Origin of the sequence: Salipiger pentaromativorans (assembly GCF_024721115.1) — a bacterium.
GTDB lineage: Bacteria > Pseudomonadota > Alphaproteobacteria > Rhodobacterales > Rhodobacteraceae > Salipiger > Salipiger pentaromativorans.
Window position 1 is genome coordinate 327149 of sequence record NZ_JAMDHK010000003.1, and the last position, 25257, is coordinate 352405.

Genomic DNA, 25257 nt, shown 5'->3' on the forward strand with positions numbered 1-25257 from the left:
ACGCTCCGGGACCCCGGGGCGCAATCAGGCGAGCAGAGCGGCGGCGAAAAACAGCACAGGCAGCAGCCCGGCATCGCGATTGGACCGGAAGAGCATGAGCAGCCGGGCGCCGTCATTCACGTCGAGCCGGCGCATCTGCCACATCAGGTGCCAGCCCAGCGCCCAGGGCCCGGCGATCAGGATCACGAGTTGCAGGATCTCGCCGCGCGGCGCGGCGCCGATGATCGCCAGCCCCATGAGCGCCACCGTGGCGACCAGGAACCGCGCCAGCCATTTCGGCGTGGCATCGTCGCCAAAGAACCGGGCGGTGGATTTCACGCCGATCAGCGCGTCGTCCTCCTTGTCCTGATGGGCGTAGATCGTGTCGTAGAACAGCGTCCAGACCATGCCCGACAGATAGAGCAGCACCGCCGGCAGGCCGAGCGATCCGGTATGGGCCGTCCAGGCCAGAAGCGCGCCCCAGTTGAAGGCGATGCCCAGAAAGACCTGCGGCCACCAGGTGAAGCGCTTGGCAAAGGGATAGACCGCGACCGGCAGCAGCGAGATCACCCCCAGCAGGATCGCCATCGGCGGGAAGGTCAGCAGGATGCCGAAAGAGACCAGGGACTGCGCCCCGGCCCAGGCCAGCGCCTGTTTCACACTGACCTGCCCGGAGGGGATCGGCCGCGAGGTGGTGCGCGCCACCGAGCCGTCGATATGCCGGTCGGTGATGTCGTTCCAGGTGCAGCCCGCGCCGCGCATCAGGAAAGCGCCGATGCCGCAGCCCAGGAAGATCCAGAGATCGAACCAGGAGGCCCCGCCGTCGTGCACCATGGCCAGCAGCAACCCCCACCAGCAGGGCAGCAGCAAAAGCCAGGTGCCGATGGGACGGTCGGCGCGGGAGAGGCGCAGATAGGGGCGCGCCCAGGCGGGGGCCCAGTGATCGACCCAGTTGCCGCGGACCGCGTCCGAGACCTGTCCGTCTGCCTCTGGCGTTGTTCCGGGATGGCTCATATGGTGCGCCTCATGACTGCAAAGGTTCGCCTGTTTGTAGAGCACCCGCTGGGCGCGGGACAACCTGTCCCGCTGACGCGGGAGCAGGCGCATTATCTCTTTTCCGTGATGCGGCTGGGCGCCGGCGACGCGGTGGCGCTGTTCAATGGCGCCGATGGCGAGTGGCATGCCGAGATTTCCGAGGCCGGAAAGCGCGGTGGCATGGCACTTTGCGACACGCAGACGCGGGCCCAGACCATGCCGCCGGATCTCTGGCTGCTCTTCGCGCCGATCAAGAAGGCGCGCACCGATTTCATCGTGGAGAAGGCGGTGGAGCTGGGGGTGTCGCGCATCCTCCCGGTGCAGACGCAGTTCACCAATTCCGAGCGCATCCGGCAGGACCGGCTTCAGGCCCATGCTCTGGAGGCAGCCGAGCAATGCGGCGCCTGTTTCGTGCCCGAGGTGGCGGAGCTGGTGCGGCTCGACCGGCTGCTGGCGGAGTGGCCCGGCGAACGCGGGCTGTTGTTCTGCGACGAGGCGGAGGCGGGCAGCCGCTCCTCCGCCCTTGCGGGCGTCCTCGCCCCCGCGGCGATTCTGGTCGGCCCCGAGGGCGGGTTCTCCGATGCCGAGCGGACAAGGCTCAGGGCCATGGCGCAGACCCGGGTGATCGCGCTGGGGCCGCGCATCCTGCGCGCCGATACCGCGGCGGTGGCGGCGCTGGCGCTCTGGCAGGCGGAAAACGGAGACTGGACATGATCCGCAAGGCCACCCCGGCGGATGCCGGCCCGATGGCGCTGTTTCTGGAACGCCATATCGAAAGCTCGATGTTCCTGCTCGGCAATCTCGAGGCCCATGGCACCGAGGACACCGAACACCGCCACGGCACCGCGTTTTTCCTGCGCGAGACCGGCGAGGGCATCACGGGCATTTTCGGTTGCAGCAACAGCGGATTTGTCAACTGCCAGCTCCCCGGCCTGAGCCATACCGAGGCGCAGACCTATGCGCATCTGCTGCGCGGCTACTGGTTGCAGGGCGTGTCGGGGCCCGACGATCAGGTGCAGGTGCTGCTGGACGCCCTGCCCCTGCCGCCCGAGGCCTGGCATCTGAACCGGCTGGAGCCGCTCTTTCGCCTGACGCTGGACGCCCGCCTTGCCCGCGATCCGGGTCTGCGCGCGCCGACAGAGGCGGACCTGCGGTTGCTGCAAGACTGGTTCGCGCGCTATCTGACCGAAACCGGCTTTGCTGTGCCCGATAGCGGCCAGCACGCCGAGGCCGTGCTGGCGCGCGCGCGCATCGCCATCAACGGCGGCCGCACCCGGATTCTGGAACGCGACGGCGTGCCCGTGGCCATGTGCGCGGTGAACGCCCGCGCAGGCGACGCGGTGCAGATGGGCGGCGTCTTTGTGCCCCCCGAGCGGCGCGGCGCGGGGCTCGCCGGAATCGCCACGGCGGCCTATCTGGCCGAGCTGCGCGACGGCGGCGCCCGGCTGGGCGTGCTGTTCGCCGCCTCCGACGCGGCGGCACGCGCCTATACGCGCATCGGGTTCGAACGGGTCGGCGGCTATCGCATCGCGATGTTGCCCGAGGCCATGCAACTGGACCCCGGCGCATGATCCGGCCCGAAGCGCAGGCGGCGCTATCACAATGGCGCGAGGCGCTGTTCGGTGCGGGGGTGCTGGCGCTGGGGCTCTACTGGGCCTTCTTCACCGGCGGGGGGCTGCTGCACTGGATCGGCTATGTGGTGGCAATCGCAGGTATTTTGCTGCTCATCGCGGGCATCCAGCGCGGGCGGTTCCGGGTCGGCAGCGGCGGGCCCGGCATCGTGCAGGTGGTCGAGGGCCGCATCACTTATTTCGGTCCGCTCTCCGGCGGTGTCGCCGATCTCGACGGGCTCACGGCGCTGACCCTCGATCCCGGCGGCAAACCGGCGCATTGGCTGCTGCACCAGACCGGCCAGCCGCCGCTGGCCATCCCGCTCACCGCCGAGGGCGCGGACGCGCTTTTCGACGCCTTCGCCACCCTGCCCGGCCTGCAGACCGAGCGCATGCTGGCCGAGATGCGCCGCGCGTCAAAGCGCCCGGTGACCATCTGGCAGGCCGCTTCGTGCAATTCCACACACCTCCGTCTGCATTGACAAGGTAGGTCATTCCGCCCATGCCTGACCTTCAAAGCGACAGGCCAAGACAATCGGAGCGCCCATATGTCCATCCCTCAATCCGGCGGCGGCCTGATCGAAGATCACGCCCAGCTCGCAGAATATCTGGCCGCCGGCTGCAAACCGAAATCCGACTGGCGCATCGGCACCGAGCACGAGAAATTCGGCTATCTCACCGACACCCACGCGCCGCTGCCCTATGACGGGCCGCGCTCGATCCGGGCGGTTCTGGAAGGGCTGCGCGACCGCTATGGCTGGTCGCCGGTCAGCGAGGGCGGCCATCTCATCGGTCTGGAAAAGGATGGCGCCAACGTGTCGCTGGAGCCCGGCGGCGCGCTGGAGCTCTCGGGCGCCCCGCTGGAAACCATCCACCAGACCTGCGACGAGGTGAACGAGCATCTGCGCGAGGTGAAATGCGTCGCCGACGAGATCGGCGTGGGCTTTATCGGGCTCGGCGCCGCGCCGGAATGGTCGCATGACGAGATGCCGCTCATGCCCAAGGGCCGCTACAAGCTGATGGATGCCTATATGGGCCGCGTCGGCACCACCGGCACCACGATGATGCGGCGGACCTGCACCGTGCAGGTGAATCTCGATTTCGGCTCCGAGGCCGATATGGTGAAAAAGATGCGCGTCGCGCTGGCGCTGCAGCCCGTGGCCACCGCGCTTTTCGCCAACTCGCCCTTCTTCGAGGGCAAGCCCAACGGGCTGAAAAGCTACCGCTCCTATGTCTGGCGCAATCTCGACGCGGCGCGCACCGGCATGCTGCCCTTCGTCTTCGAGGACGGGTTCGGCTTTGAGCGCTATGTGGATTACGCGCTCGATGTGCCGATGTATTTCGTCTACCGCGACGGCAAATATATCGACGCGCTGGGGATGTCCTTCCGCGATTTCCTCAAGGGCGAGCTGCCCGCCCTGCCCGGCGAGAAACCGACGCTGTCGGACTGGGCCGACCACCTGACGACGATCTTCCCCGAGGCGCGGCTGAAGAAATTCATCGAGATGCGCGGCGCCGATGGCGGCACCTGGCGGCGGCTTTGCGCGCTGCCGGCCTTCTGGGTCGGGCTGACCTACGACCAGGGCGCGCTGGACGCGGCCTGGGATCTGGTCAAGGGCTGGGACGCCGAGACCCGCCAGGGGCTGCGCGTCGCCGCCTCGGTCGAGGCGCTGCAGGCCGAGGTCAACGGCATCAACATGCACGATCTCGCCAAGCAGACGCTGGAGATTGCCGAGGCCGGGCTCAAGGCGCGCGGCTGCAAGGGCGCGGGCGGGATGCTGCCCGACGAGACGCATTTCCTCAATGCGCTCAAGGAAAGCGTGGACACCGGGAAGGTGCCCGCCGACGAGCTTCTCGACCATTACAACGGCGACTGGAACGGCGATCTGAGCCGGATCTACAGCCAGTTCAGCTATTGATCCGGCCTGTCTGACGCGCCCGGTCGTCTACCGCCGGGCGCCGCCGCCGCAAAGCGCCGCCCGCCCTGCGGGAGGGTGCAGGTGCGGTCAGGCCGAAGCCCGGCGCGAGACATTGCGCATGAAATACTCGTGGACCTCTTGCCGGCGGCGGGCGATTTCCTCGGGCGAGGGCTCGGCCTCGCTTTGCAGCAGCACCGCATAGGAATCGATGGCGCTGGGGGTATGGCCGCGCTTGCCCCGCGCCTTGCTCGCCGGCGTGTCGCCCGTGTCGCGGGCACTGCGTGGCCCGAAGGCATTCGGCCCGACGCGCGGCTGCCCCCAATCGTTCGCGCGCGCTTCCGACGGCAGCGCCAGCAGCACCATATAGATCAGCCAGCCGACCATCGGGATCACCACCACCAGCGCCCAGAAGCCCGAGCGCCCGGTGTCGTGCAGCCGCCGGATCGCCGAGGTAAAGCCCGGCACGACGGTGAGCAGCGACACGAGCGGCGACCAGTAGGACAACAGGCTGGTGGAGATCGCCCCGCTCCCGTTCATCGCACGGAAGACCGTGACCGCATCGGCGACCCCTGCGGCCAGGGTCAGCACGCCCACGAAAAGCGTCGGCCACCAGTATTCCGAGCGCGAGGCGCGCCCGGCGAGCGTGAACGCGTTGAAGACATAGGATTCGCAGGCAGCGATGGGTCCGTACATGGAGGCACTCCGCAAGGGGGAATAATCTGGTCAAATCAGATCCTTGCGGGCCGAATGGGCCGAATTGCGGCGCAACCGGGGTCTTTCGAAGGACGACCGTCGCATGGTCCCGGGGATCGCGCAGCGCGGCACTGGACTGCGGGGCGATCATCGGTTTGATTTGTCGGAGGGGAGTACCTCGGCGCCACACACTGGGTGGGGGCTGAAACGGCGTGGCGCCGAGGGAAGCTATATGCAGCTACCCTCTCTGTATCGCGCTGCATTCGGGCGAAAATGTGATCCGTTGAAGGTTTTCCCACGGCACCCGCCCTGCGCCGCAGGACGGCGCCAAAACGCAAAAACGCCCCGCCGCAAGATCGGCCGGGCCTCGGGTCTTTGGAAGGGGTTGGGGGAAGTACCTCGGCGCCACGCACTGGGTGGGGGCTGAAACGGCGCGGCGCCGAGGGAAGCCATATGCAGCTACCCTCTCTGTATCGCCTTGCATTCGGGCGGCATTGCGATGGGATTGCGGCAGTTTCAGGGAATTCCGCGAGAAATCGCATTTCAGGCCGGATCGTCCGCGCTGCCCCGGGCGACGGCGTTGCGGATGCGGATCTCCAGCCGGTTGTGACCGCCGCAGCGGCGATAGACAAGCCGGTCCGCCAGGCGGCGAATCAGATACCAGCCGAATCCCCCCTCGGGCAGATCGTGCAGCCCCATCTCGAGATCCACCGGCTCCCCGGGCGGCAGCCGCCCGTCCGGCATCGCGCCGCCGCAGTCGCATACCACCAGATCCGCCTGCACCGCCGTCGCCGTCAGTGCGACGTGGATGCGCCCCTCGGGGGACTCGCCATAGGCATGTTCCACGATATTGTTGAGCGCCTCGGCAAGAACCAGCTCGGCCGCCCTGCGCGGCTCCTCGCACCAACCGAACCGCCCCAGCGCCCGCTGCGCCCGGTCGACCGCACGGCGCACCTCTGCCGGCGTACTGTCGAGCGTCATCTCGAACGCCAGCCGCGCGCCCTCTTCAGACCTGTCCGGCATCGGGTTTCGGTTCCTTCCCCAGCGCCTCCTCAGTTGCCGCTGCCGCCCTGCGCCGCCTCAACCGTGTCGTGAATGACAAAGATCGTATCCATCCGCGTCATCCGGAACACCTTGTCGACCATCGGACGCAGCGCGGCGAGGTCGAGCCGCTGGCCCTGCGACAGCCCTTTCATCGCGGCGACAATCGCGCCGAGCCCGCTGGAATCGATGAACTCCACATGGCCCAGGTCCAGCACCACCCGCGTCGCGCTGGCCGAGACGGCCTCGCGCACCGCATCCTTGAACTGGATCGCCACGGCGGAATCGATCCGCCCGTCCTCGACACGGATGATCTGCGGATCGCCCGCTTCGGTAATGGTGAGCTGCATGGTCGCGCCCCGCGTTGCTTCGCCGAACGGCAGGCTAGACGGCAAACCTTACCATTCGGTATTCAGGGTTTCTACGAACCGGGAGGAAACGGCATGGCGGATATTGTGATCACCGGCGCGGCGCGCAGCGCCATCGGCGGCTTTCAGGGCATGTTCTCGGATCTCAGCGCCGCCGATCTGGGCGGCGCGGCGATCCGGGCGGCGCGGGCCGAGGCCGGCGGCCCGGCGGCCCGGCGGTGGACGAGCTGCTGATGGGCTGCGTGCTGCCCGCCGGACAGGGCCAGGCGCCGGCCCGGCAGGCCGGGTTCAAGGCGGGGCTCGGCGCGGAGGTGCCCGCCACCACGCTCAACAAGATGTGCGGCTCGGGGATGAAGGCGGCGATGATGGCCTGGGACCGGATCGCGCTCGGCCATGCCACCACCATCGTCGCCGGTGGCATGGAGAGCATGACCAATGCGCCCTACCTTCTGCCGAAGATGCGCGGCGGCGCCCGCATCGGCCATGACCGGGTGATCGACCATATGTTCCTCGACGGGCTCGAGGATGCCTATGACACGGGCCGCCTCATGGGCAGCTTCGCCGAGGACTGCGCCGAGACCTTCCAGTTCACCCGCGAGATGCAGGACCAATATGCCATCGCCTCGCTCGACAATGCGCGGGATGCCGAGCGCAGCGGCGCCTTCGACACGGAAATCACCCCGGTCACGGTGCATGCCCGCACCGGCGAAGAGATCATCACCCGCGACGAACAGCCCGCCCGCGCCCGGCCCGAGAAGATCCCGCATCTGAAGCCCGCCTTCCGTGAGCACGGGACGGTCACCGCGGCCAATGCCTCGTCGATCTCCGACGGGGCGGCGGCGCTGGTGCTGAGCACGCTCGACGCGGCAGTGCGGAGCGGCGCCCTGCCCCGCGCCCGCATCCTCGGCCACGCGAGCCACGCCCAGGCGCCGAACCTCTTTCCAACCGCCCCGATTCCCGCAGCGCAGAAGCTGCTCGACCGCATCGGCTGGAAAAAGACCGATGTCGATCTCTGGGAGGTGAACGAGGCCTTTGCCGTTGTCCCGATGGCCTTCATGACCGAGATGGGCCTGCCGCGCGATGTCGTGAACGTGCATGGCGGCGCCTGCGCGCTTGGCCATCCGATTGGTGCCAGCGGCGCGCGCATCCTCGTCACCCTGCTGAACGCGCTGGAAAGGCGCGGGCTGAGACGCGGGGTCGCGGCGATCTGCATCGGCGGCGGCGAAGGCACCGCGATGGCCATCGAGCGGCTGTGACCCCTCCCCGCCCTCCGAGCCCAGGGGGGGGGAACCGCCCGACGGGCGGGGGGGCTTTGCCCCCCTCTCCCCCCTCCCCGATCCGATAAAGGCACCGTCATGGCCGATTACCCCAGCCTCGCCCGCACCGTCGCCGCCCTCACCGAGACCGAGGACGATCCGATCGCGCTCATGGCGACACTCGCCTGCGAGCTCCACCATGCGGACGACCGGTTCGACTGGACCGGGTTTTACCGGGTCACCGCGCCCGGGCTTCTGAAGATCGGCCCCTATCAGGGCGGCCACGGCTGCCTGACCATCCCGTTTACGCGCGGGGTCTGCGGCGCCTGTGCCCGCACGGGCACGGCGCAGCTCGTGCCCGATGTCGATGCCTTCCCCGGGCACATCGCCTGCGCCAGCTCCACCCGGTCGGAGCTGGTGCTGCCGGTGCGCGACCGGAGCGGGCGCCTCATCGCCGTGCTGGACATCGACAGCGACCGCCCCGATGCCTTCACCCCCGCCGATGCCGAGGCGCTGCAGGCGATTCTCGACGCCACCTTCGCGCGATGAGCTGGGAGGCCTGGGGCGTCTTCGCGCTGTTCTGGGCGGTCTTCGTGACCTCGCCCGGCCCCAATGCGGTGAATTGCATCCAGACCGGAATGAGCGCGGGCTTTGTCCGCGCGCTCTGGGGCGTTCTGGGAATCCTCACCCAGGCGCTGCTGTTCCTGCTGCTGTCGGCCGCGGGGGTGACCGCGCTCATCGCCCATTCGCCCACAGGGTTTCTGCTGGCCAAGATCGCCGGGGGCCTGCGTGCTGCTCTGGCTCGGGATCCGCAACTGGCGCGCCGCCGCCCGGCCCCTGGCGATGGGGCATGCGGCCTCGGGCTCGCTCTATCTCCGCGCCTTTCTGATCGCGACGATCAACCCCAAATCCGTCGCGGGCTATCTGGCAGCGTTTTCGCAATTCGTGATGCCGGAGGTTCCGATCTGGGAGCAGATGCGGGTGATCCTGCCCACCGCGCTGACCCTCACCGCCGCGAGCTATGTCACCTATACCGCGCTTGGCGCGGGGCTGGGGCGTGCGGCGCTGGGGGCGGTGGCCAATCTCTGGCTGCGGCGGGGGCTGGCGCTGTGTTTTATGGCCTATGGGGTGGCGCTGGCGGCGACCGCGCTGCCCTGAGGCTTGCAGCCGCGTCCCGGCTTTGCCACATGAAGCGCCATGAGCGACAGCTATTCCCCGCCCTCGGGCGACATCCCCGTCCTGCATGCCGATCACGAGATCCTCGTGGTCAATAAACCCGCGGGCCTGCTTTCGGTGCCTGGCAAGGGCGCGCATCTGGCCGATTGCCTGATCGCCCGGCTCGAGCGCGCCTTTCCCACCGTGCGGCTGGTGCACCGGCTCGACCGCGACACCTCGGGCGTGATGGTCTTTGCGCTGACCGCCCATGCGCAGAAACGTCTCGGCCAGCAATTCGAGGCGCGGAAGACGAAAAAGACCTATATCGCCCGCGTCGCGGGGCGGCTGGAGCCGAAGACAGGCACCGTGGATCTGCCGCTGATCGTGGATTGGCCGAACCGGCCCTTGCAGAAGGTCGATCACGAGACCGGCAAGCCGGCGCTGACCGAGTATCGGGTGATGAAGGCCAGCGACGCCGAAAGCCGGGTGCGGCTGCACCCGCTGACCGGGCGCAGCCATCAGCTTCGGGTGCATATGCTGGCGCTGGGGCATCCGATCCTGGGCGATCCGCTCTATGCGCCCGGAACGGCGGCAGACTACCCGCGCATGATGCTGCATGCGGAGGAGCTGCGGCTGCATCACCCCGATGGCGGCGCGGGTGTGAAGTTCCGCGCGAAGGCGCCGTTTTAGGGCTGGAGACACACCGACCGGTGCCAAGCGCGATGCAGGTTCAGAATGGGCCCGACGGAAGCCGGGCCCAGCGGCTGCCTGCGGGCTGCCGAAACGACATGCTGGATCCCTTCCTTTGTCCCGGCCATATCGGAAGGACCTCTCAGCGAGGCGCTTACGTCACCAAAGCGGCTGCCCGCCCGAACGGGCAACCGCCGGGCGCGGCGGCGCTGCGCCCCTTGTTTCGCGCCAAGGACACAGGAATCGAAACCGGACAACAAGACTGCGTGGCGGATAAGTGGACGCGAAACCCTCGGACCGTCTTCATCAACGGATGATTTCAGCACGATCGCTGTATTCAACCGCACCGTTGCGCCGTGAGTATTTGCCGGAAAGATGAAAGGGCCGGAAAGGTGTGGGGAGGCGATGACGCGCACCGCCTCCCGCAGACGGTCTTATTCGGCGGCCCAGCCGCTCACCGCCTTGATCTCGAGGAAATCGTGGATGCCCAGAATACCGCCCTCGCGGCCGTTGCCCGATTGCTTCATGCCGCCGAAAGGCGCGCCGGGGGCGCGGCTCTTGCCGTTCATCTCGACCATGCCCGAACGGAGCTGGCGGGCGAGCCGGTGGCGGCGCCCGGTGTCCTGCGACTGCACATAGTTGGTCAGGCCATAGGGGGTATCGTTGGCCACCGCGACGGCCTCCTCCTCGCTTTCGAACTTCATGATCGAGAGAACCGGGCCGAAGATCTCTTCGCGCGCGATGGTCATGTCGGGCGTCACATCGGCAAAGACCGTGGGGCGCACGTAGAAGCCCTTGTTGAAGCCTTCCGGACGGCCCGGACCGCCGGCCACGAGACGGGCGCCCTCCTTGATGCCGGTCTCGATCAGCGCCTGGATCTTTTCGAACTGCGTGGCGTTCACCACCGGGCCGATATGCCTGCCCTCCTCGGAAGGCGCCCCGACCGTGACCTTGGCGGCGACCTCGGCGGCCTCTTCGACCACGCGGTCGTAGATCGGCGCCTCGACCATCATGCGCGAGGGCGCGTTGCAGCTTTGCCCGCTGTTCTGCATCATGTGCAGCACGCCGCGCTTGACCGCCGCCGCGTCCGCATCGGCGAAGATCAGGTTGGCGCCCTTGCCGCCCAGCTCCAGATGCACGCGCTTCAGCGTCTCGGCCGCGGCCTTGGAGATCGCCCGGCCGGCGCGGGTCGAGCCGGTGAAGCTCACCATGTCGATGTCCGGGTGCGAGGAGAGCTGCGTGCCAACGCCGGCACCATCGCCGTTCACCAGGTTGAAGACGCCCTTGGGGAAGCCCGCCGCATCCATGTATTCGGCAAAGAGCATCGCCGAGAGCGGGCTTTCCTCGGAGGGTTTCAGCACCATGGTGCAGCCCGCGATGGCCGCCGCGCCGACCTTGAGCGTGACCTGGTTCATCGGCCAGTTCCACGGCGTGATCAGCGCGCAGACGCCCACCGCCTCGTGGATCATATGCGTGTCGGGGAAGGCCTCGGAGAAGGGCTTTTCGAACTCAAAGCGCTTGGCCGCCTCGATGAAGTTCTTCAGATGGAAGCCGCCCGCCCCCACCTGGGCCACCCGCGACAGCGCGATGGGCGCGCCCATCTCCAGCGTCATCGCCTGGGCCATCTCCTCGGCGCGCGCCATATAGATCTCGAGCAGCTTTTCGACCAGCGCGATGCGCTCGGCCACCGGCGTGGCCATCCAGCCCGGCAGCGCGCGCTTGGCCGCCGCCACCGCCGCGTCGGTATCCGCCTGACCGCCCAGCGCGATCACCGCGCAGGGCTCTTCGGTGGCGGGGTCGATGACCGTATGGTCACGGCCCTCCCGCGCATCCCCCCAAGCCCCGTCGATATAGAACTGGCGCTTCTCGATCATGGTGTCTCTCCTCAGGCCCGATTTGATCAAATCCCTTGCTGAGCGACACTCTGTCACCCCGCCCCGGAAGCCGCAAGCAGGGGTCTTTACTTCGTATCCTTAGAATGTATCTAAAACGGGAAGACCAAAACCGACCAATTTGGACAGGAAAGGACTCCTCATGGCTCTCCGTATCAATGACACCCTCCCGAATCTCCACGTCGTCACCGACCTCGGCGAATACGACCTGCATGACTGGATCGGCGACAGCTGGGCGATCCTGTTCTCGCACCCCAAGGATTTCACCCCGGTCTGCACCACCGAATTCGGCGCCGTCGCGCAGCTTGCCGACGAATGGGCCAAGCGCGGCACCAAGGTGATGGGCATCTCGGTCGACGGGGTCGACGAGCACAAGCAGTGGAAGAGCGACATCGAAAAGACCGCCGGCGCGCCCGCGGGCTTCCCGATCATCGCCGACGAGGACATGGCCGTGTCGAAAGCGCTCGACATGCTGCCCGCCGACGCCTACCTGCCCGACGGCCGCACCGCCGCTGACAGCGCCTCGGTGCGCGTGGTCTTCATCGTGGCCCCGAACAAGAAGATCCAGCTCATGATGATCTATCCGATGTCGGTGGGCCGGAACTTTGCCGAGGTGCTGCGCGCGCTCGACGGGCTGCAGCGCACCTACGAACAGCCGCTGGCCACCCCGGCAAACTGGGAAACCGGCCAGGACGTGATCGTCGCGCTGTCGCTCACCGACGAGCAGGCGCAGGAGAAATACGGCGAGATCGACGTCAAGCTGCCCTATCTGCGCTACACCAAGAACCCCGCCTGATTTCGGGCCGGTTCAACCCGCCGCCGCCCCGCGCGGCGGCGGGTTTTCGTTTGTGAACCCGTTTCCCGCGCCGCGCAGGTCCGCGAACACCGGGTGGCCGGCGCGACGCTGCATCAAGCCGTGCCTGACGCGCGCCACTCAAACATCGAAACGATAGACCCCGCCCCGTCCCCGCGCGATGGCGTGACGCTCGATCATCCGGCGCGTGTGCGGCCGCTCGGGACCGCGATGCAGCGCCACCAGCCGTGCATAGGTGCCGTGATCGGCCTTCGTCCGGCGGGTGTTGTGGCGGATGTACTCGACCCAGGTCGGGACGTGATAGGTCTCTTCCCAGATCCGCGGGTTTTCGAGATCGCGCATCAGCACCCAGTTCTGCGCCCCGTCCCGGATCCGCACCCGGCGGCGCTCGGCCATGACCTCGAGGAATTCCGGCACGTCCTTGGGGTCGATCTCGAACCGGGTCATCGCGACGATGGGGCCGCTGCGCGGCTGCACGTCGAGCTGTAGCATCGGCTCGCGGAACAGATCCAGCGGCGACAGATCCAGCCCGCCATATTCCGGCAGCGGCCGTTTCAGCCCGACGGCGGCCGCGGCCGCAAGGACCAGCGCGGCCACGATCAGCGACACGGTCAGCCCCTGCCCGTCCGAAACCGCCCCCCAGAGCCAGCTTCCCCCTGCCATCCCGCCGAAGGCCGCGCTCTGATAAAGCGCGATGGCGCGGCCCACCACCCAGCGCGGCGTCGAAAGCTGCACCGTCACGTTGAAGAGCGACAGCGCCACCACCCAGGAGGCGCCGCTCAGCATGAGCGCGGGCAGCGCGATCCAGATCGTGGGCGCCACGCTCATCGCCAGCGCGCCCAGCATGGCCGCAAGCGCCGCGAAGCGGACGATATGCTCGTTGTCGTAGCGCTCGCGCAGCCAGCCGTTGCCGAAGGCGCCGCCGATGGCACCGACCCCGAAAAAACCCAGCATGATCCCATAGGTGACCGCGTCGCCGCCCAGCCGCTCATGCGCCACGACGGGCAGCAGCGACAGCACCGAAACCGATCCCAGCCCGAAGAGAAAGGCGCGGCCCATGACATTGGTCAGGTTCGGCGACATCGCCACATAGCGCAACCCGGACCCGACCGCGAGACGCAGCGGCTCGGGGGGCAGGCGGGTGTCGGCGGCGGGCGATTTCCAGCGCCAGAGCGTGACGATCATCGCCACATAGCTCACCGCGTTCAGCGCAAAGGCCGCCGACGCCCCGGCCAGCGCCACGATGATCCCGCCCACCGCCGGCCCCACCGAGCGCATGGCGTTGAACGCCATCGAGTTCAGCGCCACCGCCGACGGCAGGTCGTCTCGGGGCACGATGTCGCCCATCGAGGCCTGCCAGGACGGGTTGAAGAAGGTCGTGCCGGTGCCGATCAGGAAGGTCAGCAGGATCAGCAGCCAGGGCGTCATCAGCCCCAGCCAGGCCAGCACCGTCAGCAGCACCGCCGCGGCCATCATGAAAAGCTGCGCGCCGATCATCACCTTGCGGCGGTCGTGATTGTCCGCCAGCGTCCCGGCGAAAACCGCAAACAGCATCATCGGCACGGTCACGCTGGCCTGCACCAGCCCGACCATCGCATCGCTGTCGCTGATCTGGGTCATCATCCAGCCCGCGCCGACGGACTGCACCAGCGTGCCCAGATTGGAGACCAGCGAGGCCATCCACCGGTTGCGGAAGGCCGGGATGCGCAGGACGATGAGCGGAGAAGCGGAGCGTGACGGCATGCGGGCCCTTGGCGACTCCGGGAGGAGCCGGAAACCGCCTGTCGCAAGGCCGGTTTTCCGACGCCGCGCCACGGGCGCAGGCCTGTCGATTTGTCCTTTACTCCGGAGAAGAGGTCAAGCGGCTCTGCGGCAGATTGGCGCGGGCACGGGCCGACACAAAACCTTCATATGATTTACACCTTCCGGAAACAAAGCACTGGCAGCCAGCGCCAAGGTCCCTGCCGTGCGCGCGCACAGGCATATCCATCTCTCATAGCATTCAGCCAAAGGGTATCCCCTCATGGACATCAAGAAAACCGTCGATCTGTCGTGGGACGAGTTTGACGAACTGCGCGACCCGCGCCCTGCCGAAAACGGCTTCGACGCGGTTGTCGAGCGCGCGATCTCGCGCCGCGGCTTCCTGGGGGGCGCGCTGGCCTTCGGCTCCGGCGCCGCCGTCTTCGGCACGGGCGTCCTGAGCTCGGCCACCTCCGCGCAGGCCCAGGCCGCCGGCTTCGCCTTCACCCCGATCGGCATCGCCACCGACCACGACATCCATGTGCCCGCCGGCTATCGGTGGAAGCCGCTGGTGCGCTGGGGCGACGCGCTGTTCTCGGACGCCGAGGGCGCCTATTCGCCGGACACCGGCGTGCCCGTCGCCATGTCGGACAAGGTGTTCGGCGAGAACACCGACGGGATGGAGACCTTCACCCACGAGGGCCACACCCTGCTGGCGATCAACTCGGAATACGTGAACCCCAAGATCAACCTGCCCGCCGCCTCCGAAGGCATGCCGCAAAGCGCCGACGAGGTGACGATGCTGAAGAACATGCAGGGCGTCACGGTTCTGGAAATCGCCGAGGCCGATGCCGGTTATTCGGTCGTGATCGACAGCCCCTATAACCGCCGCATCACCCATGAGACGCAGATGACCATGGACGGCCCCGCCGCCGGCGCCGATCTGGTCAAGACCAAGGCCGACCCCGAAGGCATGAGCCCCAAGGGCACGATGAACAACTGCGGCTCGGGCAAGACGCTCTGGGGCACCTATCTGACCTGCGAAGAGAACTTCAACGGCTATTTCGGGGCGACCGGCGCCTATGACGAGACCGACGGCCTCAAGCGCTACGGCATCGGCGGCGAAGGCCGCTACGCCTACGAGAAATTCGACCCGCGCTACGATCTCAGCAACGAGCCGAACGAGCCCAACCGCCACGGCTGGGTGACCGAGATCGACCCGGCCGATCCGGCCAGCACCCCGGTCAAGCACACCGCTCTCGGCCGCTTCAAGCACGAGAACGCCGAGATGGTGCAGGCCGCCGATGGCCGCATCGTGGTCTACATGGGCGACGACGAGCGCGGCGAGTTCATGTATCGCTACGTCTCGAACGGCACCTGGGCCGAAGGCCAGCCGACCGACGGTCTGCTGTCGGACGGCACGCTCTATGTCGCCAGGTTCAACGACGACCTGAGCGGCGAATGGCTGGCCCTGACGCCCGAAACCACCGGCATGAGCCTCGAGGAGATCCTCGTCTTCTCGCGCATGGCGGGCTCCAAGGTCGGCGCCACCACGATGGACCGCCCGGAATGGATCGCCGCAAACCCGCTGCGCGCCGAGGCCTATTGCGCGCTGACCAACAACTCGCGCCGCGGCCTGAAGCCGAACGCGGGCGGTGACGAAACGCCGGTCGGCGGCCCGAACCCGCGCGAGGCCAACAAATACGGCCAGATCGTGCGCTGGCGCCCCGAAGGCGAAGACCACGGCGCCGACGACTTCACCTGGGATCTCTATGTGATGGCGGGCAACCCGTCGGTGCATGGCGATGCCTATGGCGGGTCGGAGAACGTCACCGAGGGCAATATGTTCAACTCGCCCGACGGCATGGCCTTCTCGTCGGACGGGATGCTCTGGATCCAGACCGATGGCGACGACAGCAACGAGGGCGAGTTCGCCGGTCAGGGCAACAACCAGATGCTGGTGGGCAACCCGGAAACCGGCGAGATCGCCCGTTTCCTCACCGCGCCCAACGGCGCCGAGGTGACCGGCCTGACCTGGTCGCCGGACGGCAAGGTGGCCTTTGTCGGCATCCAGCACCCGGGCGGTTCCTGGCCCGACGGCGCCGGCAAGCCGCGCTCGGCGGTCATCGCCGTGTGGCGCGAAGACGGCGCGGTCTTCGGCTGATCTTTCGGTCTTGGCTTATCGGAAAGGGCCGGTGCGGATGCGCCGGCCCTTTTTGTATGTCGATCAGGACTATCTGTGGGCGAGACCGCTTCGAAGGCGATGGCAGCTATGAGCCCAGTACGGTCGTTGGAACATGGCGGCATGGAAGCTATGGTAAACGGTATTCCGTTGGATGGCACCGAAGAGCAAGGTGTCGCAGGTTTCAGGAATTTTCGAAAGAGGAGAGCTATATGAAAACCGACTGGAATCTAATCCGGGAAATGATGAGCGCGGCGATTGATGCCTGTGAGCGGATTGAGGCGGCCGGCTATACTGAAAGCGATCGAGACGCGACCATTGATGTTGCAGGCCAGCAGGTCAGCGTTCACGACTTCCTTGTCAGTGCGTGGACTCTACCGGAGAACCTTCGCTATCAGATCATCCGCGAACGCCACGACCAAGCGGCAGACCTGCCTTATGTGCCGGAGGCGGCCCGCATTCTCGTTGCAATTTCGCAGGCAAGCGCGGAACTGATCGGCGCAGGTGATACAGCTCCGGCCGGGGACGGCATCCAGAAAATGATTCAGTGGTTTGGGGACCATGCCGCTCCTAGTGTTGAGCAGGCCATTGCAGATCGCCGGCGGGCCGTCGCGTAACTCCTGAAACCTGCGACAGATCGGTTTTTTTCGTGTCGCAAGTTTTTGTCGCAGGTGCCACACCGCCTGCCACATGATTGCAACGGCGGCAGCCTAGGGTGAACAACCGCTCCGTCCTGCACATCCGCCACCCCAAATAAAAACGCCCCCGCAGACATCTGCGAGGGCGTCGCGCCTTGATCTCCAAGGCTGAATAGATCTTTCTCAGCCCCTGCTCAGAGCGTCGGATAAAGCGGGAACTGCTTGCAGAGCGCTTCCACCTCGCCGCGCACCTTGGCCTCGACCTCGGCATTGCCCTCGTCGCCATTCGCCGCGAGCCCATCGACCACCTCGACGATCCAGTCGGCGATCTGGCGGAACTCGGCCTCACCGAAGCCGCGCGTGGTGCCGGCGGGAGAGCCGAGACGGATGCCGCTGGTCACAAAGGGTTTCTCCGGATCGAAGGGCACACCGTTCTTGTTGCAGGTGATATGCGCGCGCCCCAGCGCCGCCTCGGCGGCCTTGCCGGTCACGCCCTTGGGACGCAGGTCGGCGAGGCAGAGGTGGTTGTCGGTGCCGCCCGACACGATGTTGATCCCGCCCTTCATGAGCTGGTCGGCCATCGCCTGGGCGTTCTTGACCACCTGAGCGGCGTAATCCTTGAAGCCGGGGCGCAGCGCCTCGCCGAAGGCCACGGCCTTGGCGGCGATCACATGCATCAGCGGGCCGCCCTGAAGGCCGGGGAACACGGCCGAGTTCACCTTCTTGGCGATGTCGGCGTCATTGGTCAGGATCATGCCGCCGCGCGGGCCGCGCAGGGATTTGTGGGTGGTGGTGGTCACCACATGCGCATGCGGCAGCGGCGAGGGATGCATGCCCCCGGCCACGAGCCCCGCAATATGCGCCATGTCCACCATCAGATAGGCGCCGATCTCATCGGCGATGGCGCGGAAGGCGGCCCAGTCCCAGACGCGGGAATAGGCGGTGCCGCCGGCGACGATCAGCTTGGGCTTGTGCTCGAGCGCGGTCTCGCGGATCGCTTCCATGTCGAGCATCTCGTCCTGCTGGCGCACGCCGTAGGAGACGACGTTGAACCACTTGCCCGACATGTTCACCGGCGAGCCGTGGGTCAGGTGGCCGCCCGAGTTGAGGTCGAGCCCCATGAAGGTGTCGCCCGGCTTCAGCAGCGCCAGAAACACGGCTTGGTTCATCTGGCTGCCGGAGTTCGGCTGCACATTGGCGAACTCACAACCGAAGAGCTCCTTGGCGCGCTCGATGGCCAGGGTCTCGGCCACGTCCACATACTGGCAGCCGCCATAATAGCGCTTGCCCGGATAGCCTTCGGCGTATTTGTTCGTCATCACCGAGCCCTGCGCCTGCATCACGGCGTAGCTCACGATGTTCTCGGATGCGATCAGCTCGATCTCTTCGCGCTGACGACCGAGCTCGTTCCGGATGGAGCCAAAGACTTCGGGGTCGCGGGTCGAGAGATCTTCGGTGAAGAAGCCGGTGTCGCGGTGCGGGGCGTTCATGAGGCGGGTCTCCGATGTCATGGATTCGTCACGTGGCGCCTAGGTAAAGGAAAGCGGCGTCGCCGCAAAGGCGTCAAAGCGGCATATCGGAATTATCGCGCGGCATGGCTGGCGGCCCGGGAAAACTTGTGCTTGTTTCGGAACCGCGGGACGACCCGAGGAAACCCCAAAGGACAGTCATGTCGCTGAAAATCGCCTTCTGCGCCTCGAACGCGCCCATCGCGCAATCCGCGCTGGCCGGGCTGACGCGCCGCTACGGCAATCATGCGGAAGAGGGCTCGGACGTGATCGTGGCGCTTGGCGGCGACGGGTTCATGCTGCACACGCTGCACCGCACCCAGGAACTGGCGGTGCCGGTCTACGGTATGAACCGGGGCACCGTCGGCTTTCTGATGAACGAATATTCCGAGCATGGGCTGGAAGAGCGCCTCGCCGCCGCCGAGGAGGCGGTGATCAACCCGCTCTCGATGCGCGCCCACAAGCTCGACGGCACGCTACACGAGGCGCTGGCGATCAACGAGGTCTCGCTGTTGCGCGCGGGCCCGCAGGCGGCGCGGCTGGCCATCTATGTGGACGGCAAGCTGCGCATGCCCGAGCTGGTCTGCGATGGCGCGCTGCTCGCCACCCCTGCCGGATCGACGGCCTATAACTACTCCGCCCACGGGCCGATCCTGCCCATCGGCGCCGATGTGCTGGCGCTGACCGCCGTCGCCGCCTTCCGCCCCCGCCGCTGGCGCGGCGCACTGCTGCCCAAAACCGCCGAGGTCACCTTCGAGGTGCTCGAACACGAGAAGCGCCCGGTCATGGCCGAGGCCGACAGCCAGTCGGTGCGCGACGTGCTGCGGGTCGAGATTCGGTCCGAACCCTCGGTCATGCATCACGTGCTTTTCGACCCCGGCCACGGGCTCGAAGAGCGGCTGATCCGCGAACAGTTCGTCTGAACGGGTCGGAACCTTTCCCCGTCCGGCCTCGTTTTCCGTCTGAAGCCCGCAAGCAGGCGGGAAAACTCCAGAACGGGAGAGAAACGATGAACTGGGATATTGTTCAAGGCAAATGGAAGCAGCTCAAGGGCTCGGTACAAGAGCAGTGGGGCGAGTTGACCGACGACGATCTCGACAGGGCGGCGGGCAACCGCGAACAGCTCGTCGGGATCATCCAGGAGCGCTACGGTCTCGCCAAGGCCGAGGCCGAACGGAAGGTCGATGCGTTTTTCGCGGATATGGCCGCCTGACGCGCCTTTCATATCACTGCCCGAAGGCCCCGGCCCGTGCCGGGGCCTTTGCTTTGGACCCACACGGGGCTGGCCCCCTGCCCGACACCGGCCTACCCTGCCCCGCGACGGCGCCCTGCCCTCCGGGCGCCCCGTGGAGAGACCGGATGCAGCTCAAGGCCATTCACCATGTCGCGCTGATCTGCGGCGACTATGCCCGCAGCCGGGCGTTTTACGTCGATCTTCTGGGGCTGCGGGTGATCGCCGAAACGCTGCGCGATGAGCGGCAGAGCTGGAAGCTCGACCTCGCGCTGCCCGAGGGTGGGCAACTGGAGCTTTTCAGCTTCCCCACCCCGCCCGACCGCCCTTCTCATCCCGAGGCCAAGGGGCTGCGCCATCTGGCCTTTACCGTCGAAGATGTGGCCGCAGCCAAGGACTGGCTGGAAGCGCGGGGCGTCACGGTGGAACCCATTCGCACCGACGCGCTGACCGGCAGGCGATTTACCTTCTTCGCCGATCCCGACGGGCTGCCGCTGGAGCTTTACGAAGGCTGAGCGCGATTGCCAAACGCGAAACCGGCTGGCAGTCTCCTCGCGTTATCCGGGAGGAGGATCATTCATGTTTCGCGCATTCCTGGCCGCGCTGGCCATCATCCCGCTTGGCGGGGCGGCCCTTGCCGACTGCGCCAACGACGCAGAGATCGCGACCTTTGTGCAAAGCTACCTGTCCAGGACCCCGGCCAGGGCGCTTGGCGCCGGGGGCGATATGGACGATGCGCTCTGCACCCAGGGCAAGCTGGCGGCGGTGCTGGCAGAAAGCCTCGGGCCGGTGGTCGGCTACAAGGCCGGGCTGACGAGCAAACCGGCGCAGGACCGCTTTGGCGTGACCGAGCCCGTGCATGGCGTGCTCTACCGCGACATGCTCTTGCCGGCCGGTGCCGAGGTGCCCGCAGCCTTCGGCACCATCCCGATGCTGGAAGCCGATCTGCTGCTGGTGATCGGCGATGCGGCCATCAATCAGGCGACAACGCCCGAAGAGGCCATGGCCCATATTTCCGCCATCCGCCCGTTCATCGAACTGCCCGACATGACGCTGGCCAAGGGAGAGCCGATCACCGGCGAGACCCTGACCGCCATGGGCGTGGCCCCACGCCTTGGCGTCATGGGGCCCGAGATCGCGGTCAGCGATCCCGCCGCCATGCTGAACATGCTGGCGGGCATGACCGTGACGCTGATGGCGGCGGACGGCACCGTTCTGACCGAGGCGCCCGGCGCGGCGGTTCTGGGCAACCCGGTGAACTCGGTGCTGTGGCTGCTGTCGAAAGGCATCACCTTCCAGCCCGGCGATGTGGTGAGCGTCGGCTCCTTCGGCCCGCTGCTGCCCGTGGCCAAGGCCCCCGGCGGCGCGAATCTGCGCTATACCGGGCTGCCCGGCGATCCCGAGGTTTCGGTCACCTTCGTCGAGTGACCGCGCGGGCCCCCGCCCCCACGACATGAAAAAGCGCCGGTGAGCATCACCGGCGCTTTTGTCTTGTCACGGTTTCGCCGATGCGTCAGGCGGGCACCTTCTTGGCGTAGCCCAGCCCCTGCAGCGCGACCCGGATCTCGTCGAGGATCGCCGGATCGTCGATCGTGGCGGGCATCTTGAACGCCTCGCCATCGGCGATCTTGACCATGGTGCCGCGCAGGATCTTGCCCGAGCGCGTCTTGGGCAGGCGGTCCACCACGGTGCAGAGCTTGAAGGCCGCAACCGGGCCGATCTGGTCGCGCACCAGCTTGACGCATTCCTTGCAGACCTCGGCATGGTCGCGCGTCACCCCCGAGCTGAGGCAGATGAAGCCCAGCGGCATCTGGCCCTTCAGCTCGTCGCCGACCCCGATCACCGCGCATTCGGCCACATCCGGATGCGAGGCCAGAACCTCCTCCATCGCGCCGGTGGACAGGCGGTGGCCCGCGACGTTGATCACGTCATCGGTGCGCGACATGATGTAGAGATAGCCGTCCTCGTCCTTCATGCCCGCGTCGCCGGTCTCGTAATAGCCGGGGAACTGGGTGAGATAGCTTTTCTTGTAGCGCGCCTCGGCGTTCCACAGAGTTTGCAGCGTGCCCGGCGGCAGCGGCAGCTTGATTGCGATGGCGCCCAGCGTGTTCGGCGCGACCTCGTGACCGCCCTCGTCGAGAATGCGCACGTCGTAACCGGGCATCGGGACCGAGGGGCTGCCCAGCTTGACCGGCAGCTCCTCGATCCCGATGGGGTTCGCGGCGATGCCCCAGCCGGTCTCGGTCTGCCACCAATGGTCGATCACCGGCACGCCCAGATGTTTCTGCGCCCATTTGATCGTGTCGGGATCGGCACGTTCGCCCGCCAGGAACAGTGCCTGAAGGTCGTGCAGCTTGTAGCGCTTGATCCATTCCCCGTCCGGGTCCTCGCGGCGGATGGCCCGCAGGGCGGTGGGCGCGGTGAAGAAGCTCTTGATCCGCTGGTTCTGGATGATCCGCCAGAACACGCCCGCATGCGGGGTGCCGATGGGCTTGCCCTCGAACACCACGGTCTGGGCGCCGGTGATCAGCGGGCCGTAGCAGATATAGCTGTGCCCCACGACCCAGCCCACATCGGACGCCGCCCAGAACCGGTCGCCCGCCTCGATATTGTAGATGTTCTTCATCGTCCATTGCAGGGCGACAAGATGCCCGGCGGTGGAGCGCACCACCCCCTTGGGCTGGCCGGTGGTGCCGGAGGTATAGAGGATATAGGCCGGGTGATTGCCCTCGACCGGCACGCATTCGGCGGGCTTCACGCCATACTGGAACCCGTGCCAGGAGAAATCGCGCCCGTCGATCAGCTTGGCCACTTCCTGTTCGCGCTGGAAGATGACGCAGAATTCCGGCTTGTGCTCGGCGACCTCGATGGCTTCGTCCAGCAGCGGCTTGTAATGCACCACGCGGCCCGGCTCGAGCCCGCAGGAGGCGGCGATGATCGCCTTGGGGGTGCAGTCGTCGATCCGCACGGCCAGCTCATGCGCGGCAAAGCCGCCGAAGACCACCGAATGCACCGCGCCGATCCGGGCGCAGGCCAGCATCGCCTCGAGCGCCTCGGGGATCATCGGCATATAGATGATGACGCGGTCGCCCTTTTCCACACCGCGCATCTTGAGCGCACCGGCCAGCGAGGCGACGCGGGCCTGCAATTCGCTATAGGTGATGCCCTTGGTGGCATGGGTGATCGGGCTTTCGTGCATGATGGCGATTTCGGCGCCCCGGCCTGCCTCGACATGGCGGTCCACGGCGTTGTAGCAGGTGTTGACCAGGCCGTCCGAGAACCACTCGTACATGTCGTCGCCCTTGTCGAAGAGTGCCTTCGACGGCTCCTTGACCCAGTCGATCGCCTGCGCGGCCTGCATCCAGAACCCTTCGGGGTCGGATTTCCACGCGTCGTATACGTCCTTGTAGCCCATCGGAAGCTCCTCCTCTTCGACCTGTTCATTTGGGATAATTGCGCCACCGCCTCGGGAGCAAGCCTGTTACCGCCCCACAGGACAGAAAACCGCAGGAAATTTGCGTTTTCAGCGAAAATTTCCCTGCAAATTTTTGCAAATATTCCACCCAGAAGAGATATTCTGCGAATATTTCGCAGATTTGCAAAGTCATCAAATGATGAAATGCAAACCCCACAAGCAAGATCCTTACAGGGCGTAAATACGCCCTCCCCCTTCACACAGCGCAAATGAGGTGCTAAAATACCTCATTGGATCTGGAATTCACATCTTTTTTCAAGAAAATTCCTTTAAAATCAAAAAACTAGAAATAGCAAATCAAATAGATTCAACTTTACGTATACTTTTGAAAGATTGTAGGGTATACAACTTTTAAGGTTTTACGAAAAAGTAAATTCAATCCATGGGAGAGCTCTGCCGAGCGACTCGGCTGGCCAATAGCTCCGTTTCGTCCCGAGTTCCTTGGGTTTCCGGATAACAACAACACAGAGCGCAGTACGGAATGAATCTCACATCGTTGAATCGCGCGCCGTCGCCCCTTGTCCGGGCGGTGGACGCAGACCTTATGTCCTTTGCCACCGGCCAGAGCCGCGCGACCCCGCCCAGCCAGGTCAGGACGCTGACGGGGCCATCCGGCCCCTGGACAGAACCGCCCTGCTCCGCCCGCCCCCTGCGAAGGTGACAGGCAATGGCGATCCTCGAAATCGACCTGCTCGCAAATCCCGACTACGTCATCGACAGCGGCAACGCGAGCGACGGCGATGTCCTTCACATCACGGCGCTGGGAAACAGCTCCCTGACGGTGGACGGCGTCGATGTCACCATCGACTCCATCGTGGGCATCCAGGCGGCATCAAGCCCCACATTCGCGGTTCAGAACAGCGGCAACCTGACCATCGACAACGGGTTGCTCAACGCCTCGCTGCTCAGCAGCATGACGTTCGAGGTCTACGACACCTCCAGCATGTTCCTGGACGCCTCGACCCTCGATCTCGGCACGCTGAGCGGTCTGCTGACCAACTATTCGGTCGCCTATTCCGGACCGGCCGGCACCGGAACCTTCACCTACTCCCCCCCGACGCTTTCGGTTTTGGGCGGCCTCACACCGGTAACCTTCGATGTCACCGGGATGCAGGCGACCGATGAGTTCATCGTCCAGGGCCGAACCCTGGAACTGGACACCACCCTGCTCGGCCCACCCGAAAGCGCCTATTACGACGGTATCCTGCACCTGACATCCGATGGCGGCCTGCTGACCCAGTCCGTCAATGTCGAAGTCCCGATGACCGCGGATGAAGCGGCGGAGTTCTTTGCCAATCAGGCGACCTATCTGAGCGCCGACACCTTCATCTTTCCGGGCGCCGCCGTGGCCTGTTTCGTGGCCGGCACGCCGGTGGCCACCGTTTCGGGCGACGTTCCGGTAGAACGGCTCCGGGTCGGCAAGCTCGTGATGACCATGGACAACGGCTATCAGCCCATTCGCTGGATCGGTTGCCGCCAGCTCGACGCCGAGGCGCTCGACCTCAGGCCCGAGTTGCGGCCGATCCGCATCCGCGCCCATGCGCTGGGGCGCGGACGGCCGGACAGCGACATCCTGGTCTCTCCGCAGCACCGCGTGCTGATCAGCAATGCCGTCGCGATGCGGATGTTCAACGAGAAGGAGGTCTTGATCGCGGCCAAGCATCTTCTGGCCTCGGACGGCATCGAGATCGCGGAGGATGTCCGCAGCCTGACCTACTGGCATTTCTTCTTCGACCGCCACCAGATCGTGTTTTCCTGCGGCGCGGCGACGGAAAGCCTGTATCTGGGCCCCGAGGCCCTCAAGACGCTGCCGAGCGGTGCGCGCCGCGAGATCTTTGCGCTGTTCCCGGACATGTCGCAATACACCGCCGCCCGGCCGCTCATCGCCGGCAGGCGGGCCCGGCGGCTGTCCGAGCGCATCTCGAAGAACAGCAAGCATCTGGTCGATTTCTGAACCGGCCGATGAAGGTCCCCCGCTCGCCGCATCGGGCCGGTGGGGTGACTGGGAGGGGGGCTGGGGGAGGGCTGCGC

General features: G+C 66.4%; 22 protein-coding genes and 2 pseudogenes. 16 read left to right on the top strand and 8 right to left on the bottom strand.

Features of this window, described 5'->3' with window-relative positions; translation table 11 throughout:
• Positions 1–24: 24 nt before the first annotated feature.
• Entirely contained in the window at positions 25–993 is a 969-nt protein-coding gene (gene ubiA, locus M4578_RS07440) for a 4-hydroxybenzoate octaprenyltransferase (RefSeq protein ID WP_258092830.1), read from the bottom strand.
• Between the two features lie 12 nt (positions 994–1005).
• On the opposite strand from ubiA, the gene M4578_RS07445 reads away from it, so the two are divergent.
• The 4 genes from M4578_RS07445 (at position 1006) to M4578_RS07460 (ending at position 4543) form a co-directional block, all read left to right on the top strand.
• The gene (locus M4578_RS07445) at positions 1006–1728 is read left to right on the top strand and encodes a 16S rRNA (uracil(1498)-N(3))-methyltransferase (protein ID WP_258092831.1); all 723 of its coding nucleotides are present in this window, start codon (positions 1006–1008) and stop codon (positions 1726–1728) included.
• Positions 1725–2585, top strand: a complete 861-nt coding sequence (locus M4578_RS07450) for a GNAT family N-acetyltransferase (protein WP_258092832.1) — start codon at positions 1725–1727, stop codon at positions 2583–2585. Before M4578_RS07445 ends, M4578_RS07450 begins: the two co-directional genes overlap by 4 nt.
• On the top strand, positions 2582–3106 hold the full coding sequence (locus M4578_RS07455) for a hypothetical protein (RefSeq protein WP_258092833.1): 525 nt from the start codon (positions 2582–2584) through the stop codon (positions 3104–3106). The genes M4578_RS07450 and M4578_RS07455 overlap by 4 nt, the downstream gene beginning before the upstream one ends.
• Before the next feature lie 66 nt (positions 3107–3172).
• Complete coding sequence (locus M4578_RS07460; RefSeq protein ID WP_258092834.1) at positions 3173–4543, top strand: glutamate--cysteine ligase; 1371 nt, start codon at positions 3173–3175, stop codon at positions 4541–4543.
• An 87-nt stretch (positions 4544–4630) separates the two neighbouring features.
• Here M4578_RS07460 and M4578_RS07465 read toward each other — a convergent pair whose 3' ends face one another.
• The 3 genes from M4578_RS07465 to M4578_RS07475 form a co-directional block, all read right to left on the bottom strand.
• Entirely contained in the window at positions 4631–5236 is a 606-nt protein-coding gene (locus M4578_RS07465; RefSeq protein WP_258092835.1) for a DUF805 domain-containing protein, read from the bottom strand.
• A 543-nt stretch (positions 5237–5779) separates the two neighbouring features.
• A complete protein-coding gene (locus M4578_RS07470) occupies positions 5780–6259 on the bottom strand; it encodes an ATP-binding protein (protein WP_258092836.1) in 480 nt (159 codons plus the stop codon).
• 29 nt (positions 6260–6288) lie between these two features.
• Entirely contained in the window at positions 6289–6627 is a 339-nt protein-coding gene (locus tag M4578_RS07475; protein WP_258092837.1) for an STAS domain-containing protein, read from the bottom strand.
• Positions 6628–6720: 93 nt separating this feature from the next.
• Here M4578_RS07475 and M4578_RS07480 point away from each other — a divergent pair.
• The 4 genes and pseudogenes from M4578_RS07480 to M4578_RS07495 all read left to right on the top strand — a co-directional run bounded on the left by M4578_RS07480 (position 6721) and on the right by M4578_RS07495 (position 9746).
• Positions 6721–7901: pseudogene (locus tag M4578_RS07480) on the top strand (thiolase family protein).
• A gap of 99 nt (positions 7902–8000) precedes the next feature.
• Positions 8001–8450, top strand: coding sequence for a GAF domain-containing protein (locus M4578_RS07485; protein WP_258092838.1), 450 nt, complete (start codon positions 8001–8003; stop codon positions 8448–8450).
• Positions 8447–9059, top strand: a pseudogene (locus M4578_RS07490) (LysE family translocator). The gene M4578_RS07485 and the pseudogene M4578_RS07490 overlap by 4 nt, the downstream one beginning before the upstream one ends.
• Positions 9060–9098: 39 nt before the next feature.
• Positions 9099–9746, top strand: a complete 648-nt coding sequence (locus tag M4578_RS07495) for an RluA family pseudouridine synthase (RefSeq protein WP_258092839.1) — start codon at positions 9099–9101, stop codon at positions 9744–9746.
• Positions 9747–10180: 434 nt separating this feature from the next.
• On the opposite strand, the gene M4578_RS07500 is transcribed toward M4578_RS07495, so the two are convergent.
• Positions 10181–11620 carry an aldehyde dehydrogenase family protein gene (locus tag M4578_RS07500; protein ID WP_258092840.1) on the bottom strand — a complete coding sequence of 480 codons (1440 nt, stop codon included), beginning with the start codon at positions 11618–11620 and terminating at the stop codon, positions 10181–10183.
• Positions 11621–11780: 160 nt separating this feature from the next.
• Here M4578_RS07500 and M4578_RS07505 point away from each other — a divergent pair, with 160 nt between their 5' ends.
• The gene (locus M4578_RS07505) at positions 11781–12434 is read left to right on the top strand and encodes a peroxiredoxin (protein WP_258092841.1); all 654 of its coding nucleotides are present in this window, start codon (positions 11781–11783) and stop codon (positions 12432–12434) included.
• A 138-nt stretch (positions 12435–12572) separates the two neighbouring features.
• On the opposite strand, the gene M4578_RS07510 is transcribed toward M4578_RS07505, so the two are convergent.
• On the bottom strand, positions 12573–14195 hold the full coding sequence (locus M4578_RS07510) for an MFS transporter (protein WP_258092842.1): 1623 nt from the start codon (positions 14193–14195) through the stop codon (positions 12573–12575).
• A 280-nt stretch (positions 14196–14475) separates the two neighbouring features.
• On the opposite strand from M4578_RS07510, the gene M4578_RS07515 reads away from it, so the two are divergent.
• Both M4578_RS07515 and M4578_RS07520 read left to right on the top strand, forming a co-directional pair.
• Positions 14476–16356: a PhoX family protein gene (locus M4578_RS07515; RefSeq protein WP_258092843.1), complete on the top strand. Its 1881-nt coding sequence runs from the start codon at positions 14476–14478 to the stop codon at positions 16354–16356.
• Between the two features lie 230 nt (positions 16357–16586).
• On the top strand, positions 16587–16991 hold the full coding sequence (locus M4578_RS07520; protein WP_258092844.1) for a hypothetical protein: 405 nt from the start codon (positions 16587–16589) through the stop codon (positions 16989–16991).
• A 215-nt stretch (positions 16992–17206) separates the two neighbouring features.
• On the opposite strand, the gene glyA is transcribed toward M4578_RS07520, so the two are convergent.
• Complete coding sequence (gene glyA / locus M4578_RS07525; RefSeq protein ID WP_258092845.1) at positions 17207–18502, bottom strand: serine hydroxymethyltransferase; 1296 nt, start codon at positions 18500–18502, stop codon at positions 17207–17209.
• Between the two features lie 179 nt (positions 18503–18681).
• Between glyA and M4578_RS07530 the strand changes: the two genes are divergently transcribed.
• From M4578_RS07530 to M4578_RS07545, 4 genes are all read left to right on the top strand, one after another.
• Positions 18682–19443 (top strand): NAD kinase, encoded by a 762-nt coding sequence (locus tag M4578_RS07530; protein ID WP_258092846.1) that lies wholly within the window; start codon positions 18682–18684, stop codon positions 19441–19443.
• A gap of 86 nt (positions 19444–19529) precedes the next feature.
• A complete protein-coding gene (locus M4578_RS07535; RefSeq protein ID WP_258092847.1) occupies positions 19530–19733 on the top strand; it encodes a CsbD family protein in 204 nt (67 codons plus the stop codon).
• A gap of 146 nt (positions 19734–19879) precedes the next feature.
• A complete protein-coding gene (gene gloA2, locus M4578_RS07540) occupies positions 19880–20266 on the top strand; it encodes an SMU1112c/YaeR family gloxylase I-like metalloprotein (protein ID WP_258092848.1) in 387 nt (128 codons plus the stop codon).
• A gap of 64 nt (positions 20267–20330) precedes the next feature.
• Positions 20331–21179, top strand: coding sequence for a 2-keto-4-pentenoate hydratase (locus tag M4578_RS07545; RefSeq protein ID WP_258092849.1), 849 nt, complete (start codon positions 20331–20333; stop codon positions 21177–21179).
• 85 nt (positions 21180–21264) lie between these two features.
• Here M4578_RS07545 and M4578_RS07550 read toward each other — a convergent pair whose 3' ends face one another.
• A complete protein-coding gene (locus M4578_RS07550) occupies positions 21265–23166 on the bottom strand; it encodes a propionyl-CoA synthetase (protein WP_258092850.1) in 1902 nt (633 codons plus the stop codon).
• Between the two features lie 727 nt (positions 23167–23893).
• Between M4578_RS07550 and M4578_RS07555 the strand changes: the two genes are divergently transcribed.
• Entirely contained in the window at positions 23894–25180 is a 1287-nt protein-coding gene (locus M4578_RS07555; protein WP_258092851.1) for a Hint domain-containing protein, read from the top strand.
• Positions 25181–25257: the final 77 nt, after the last annotated feature.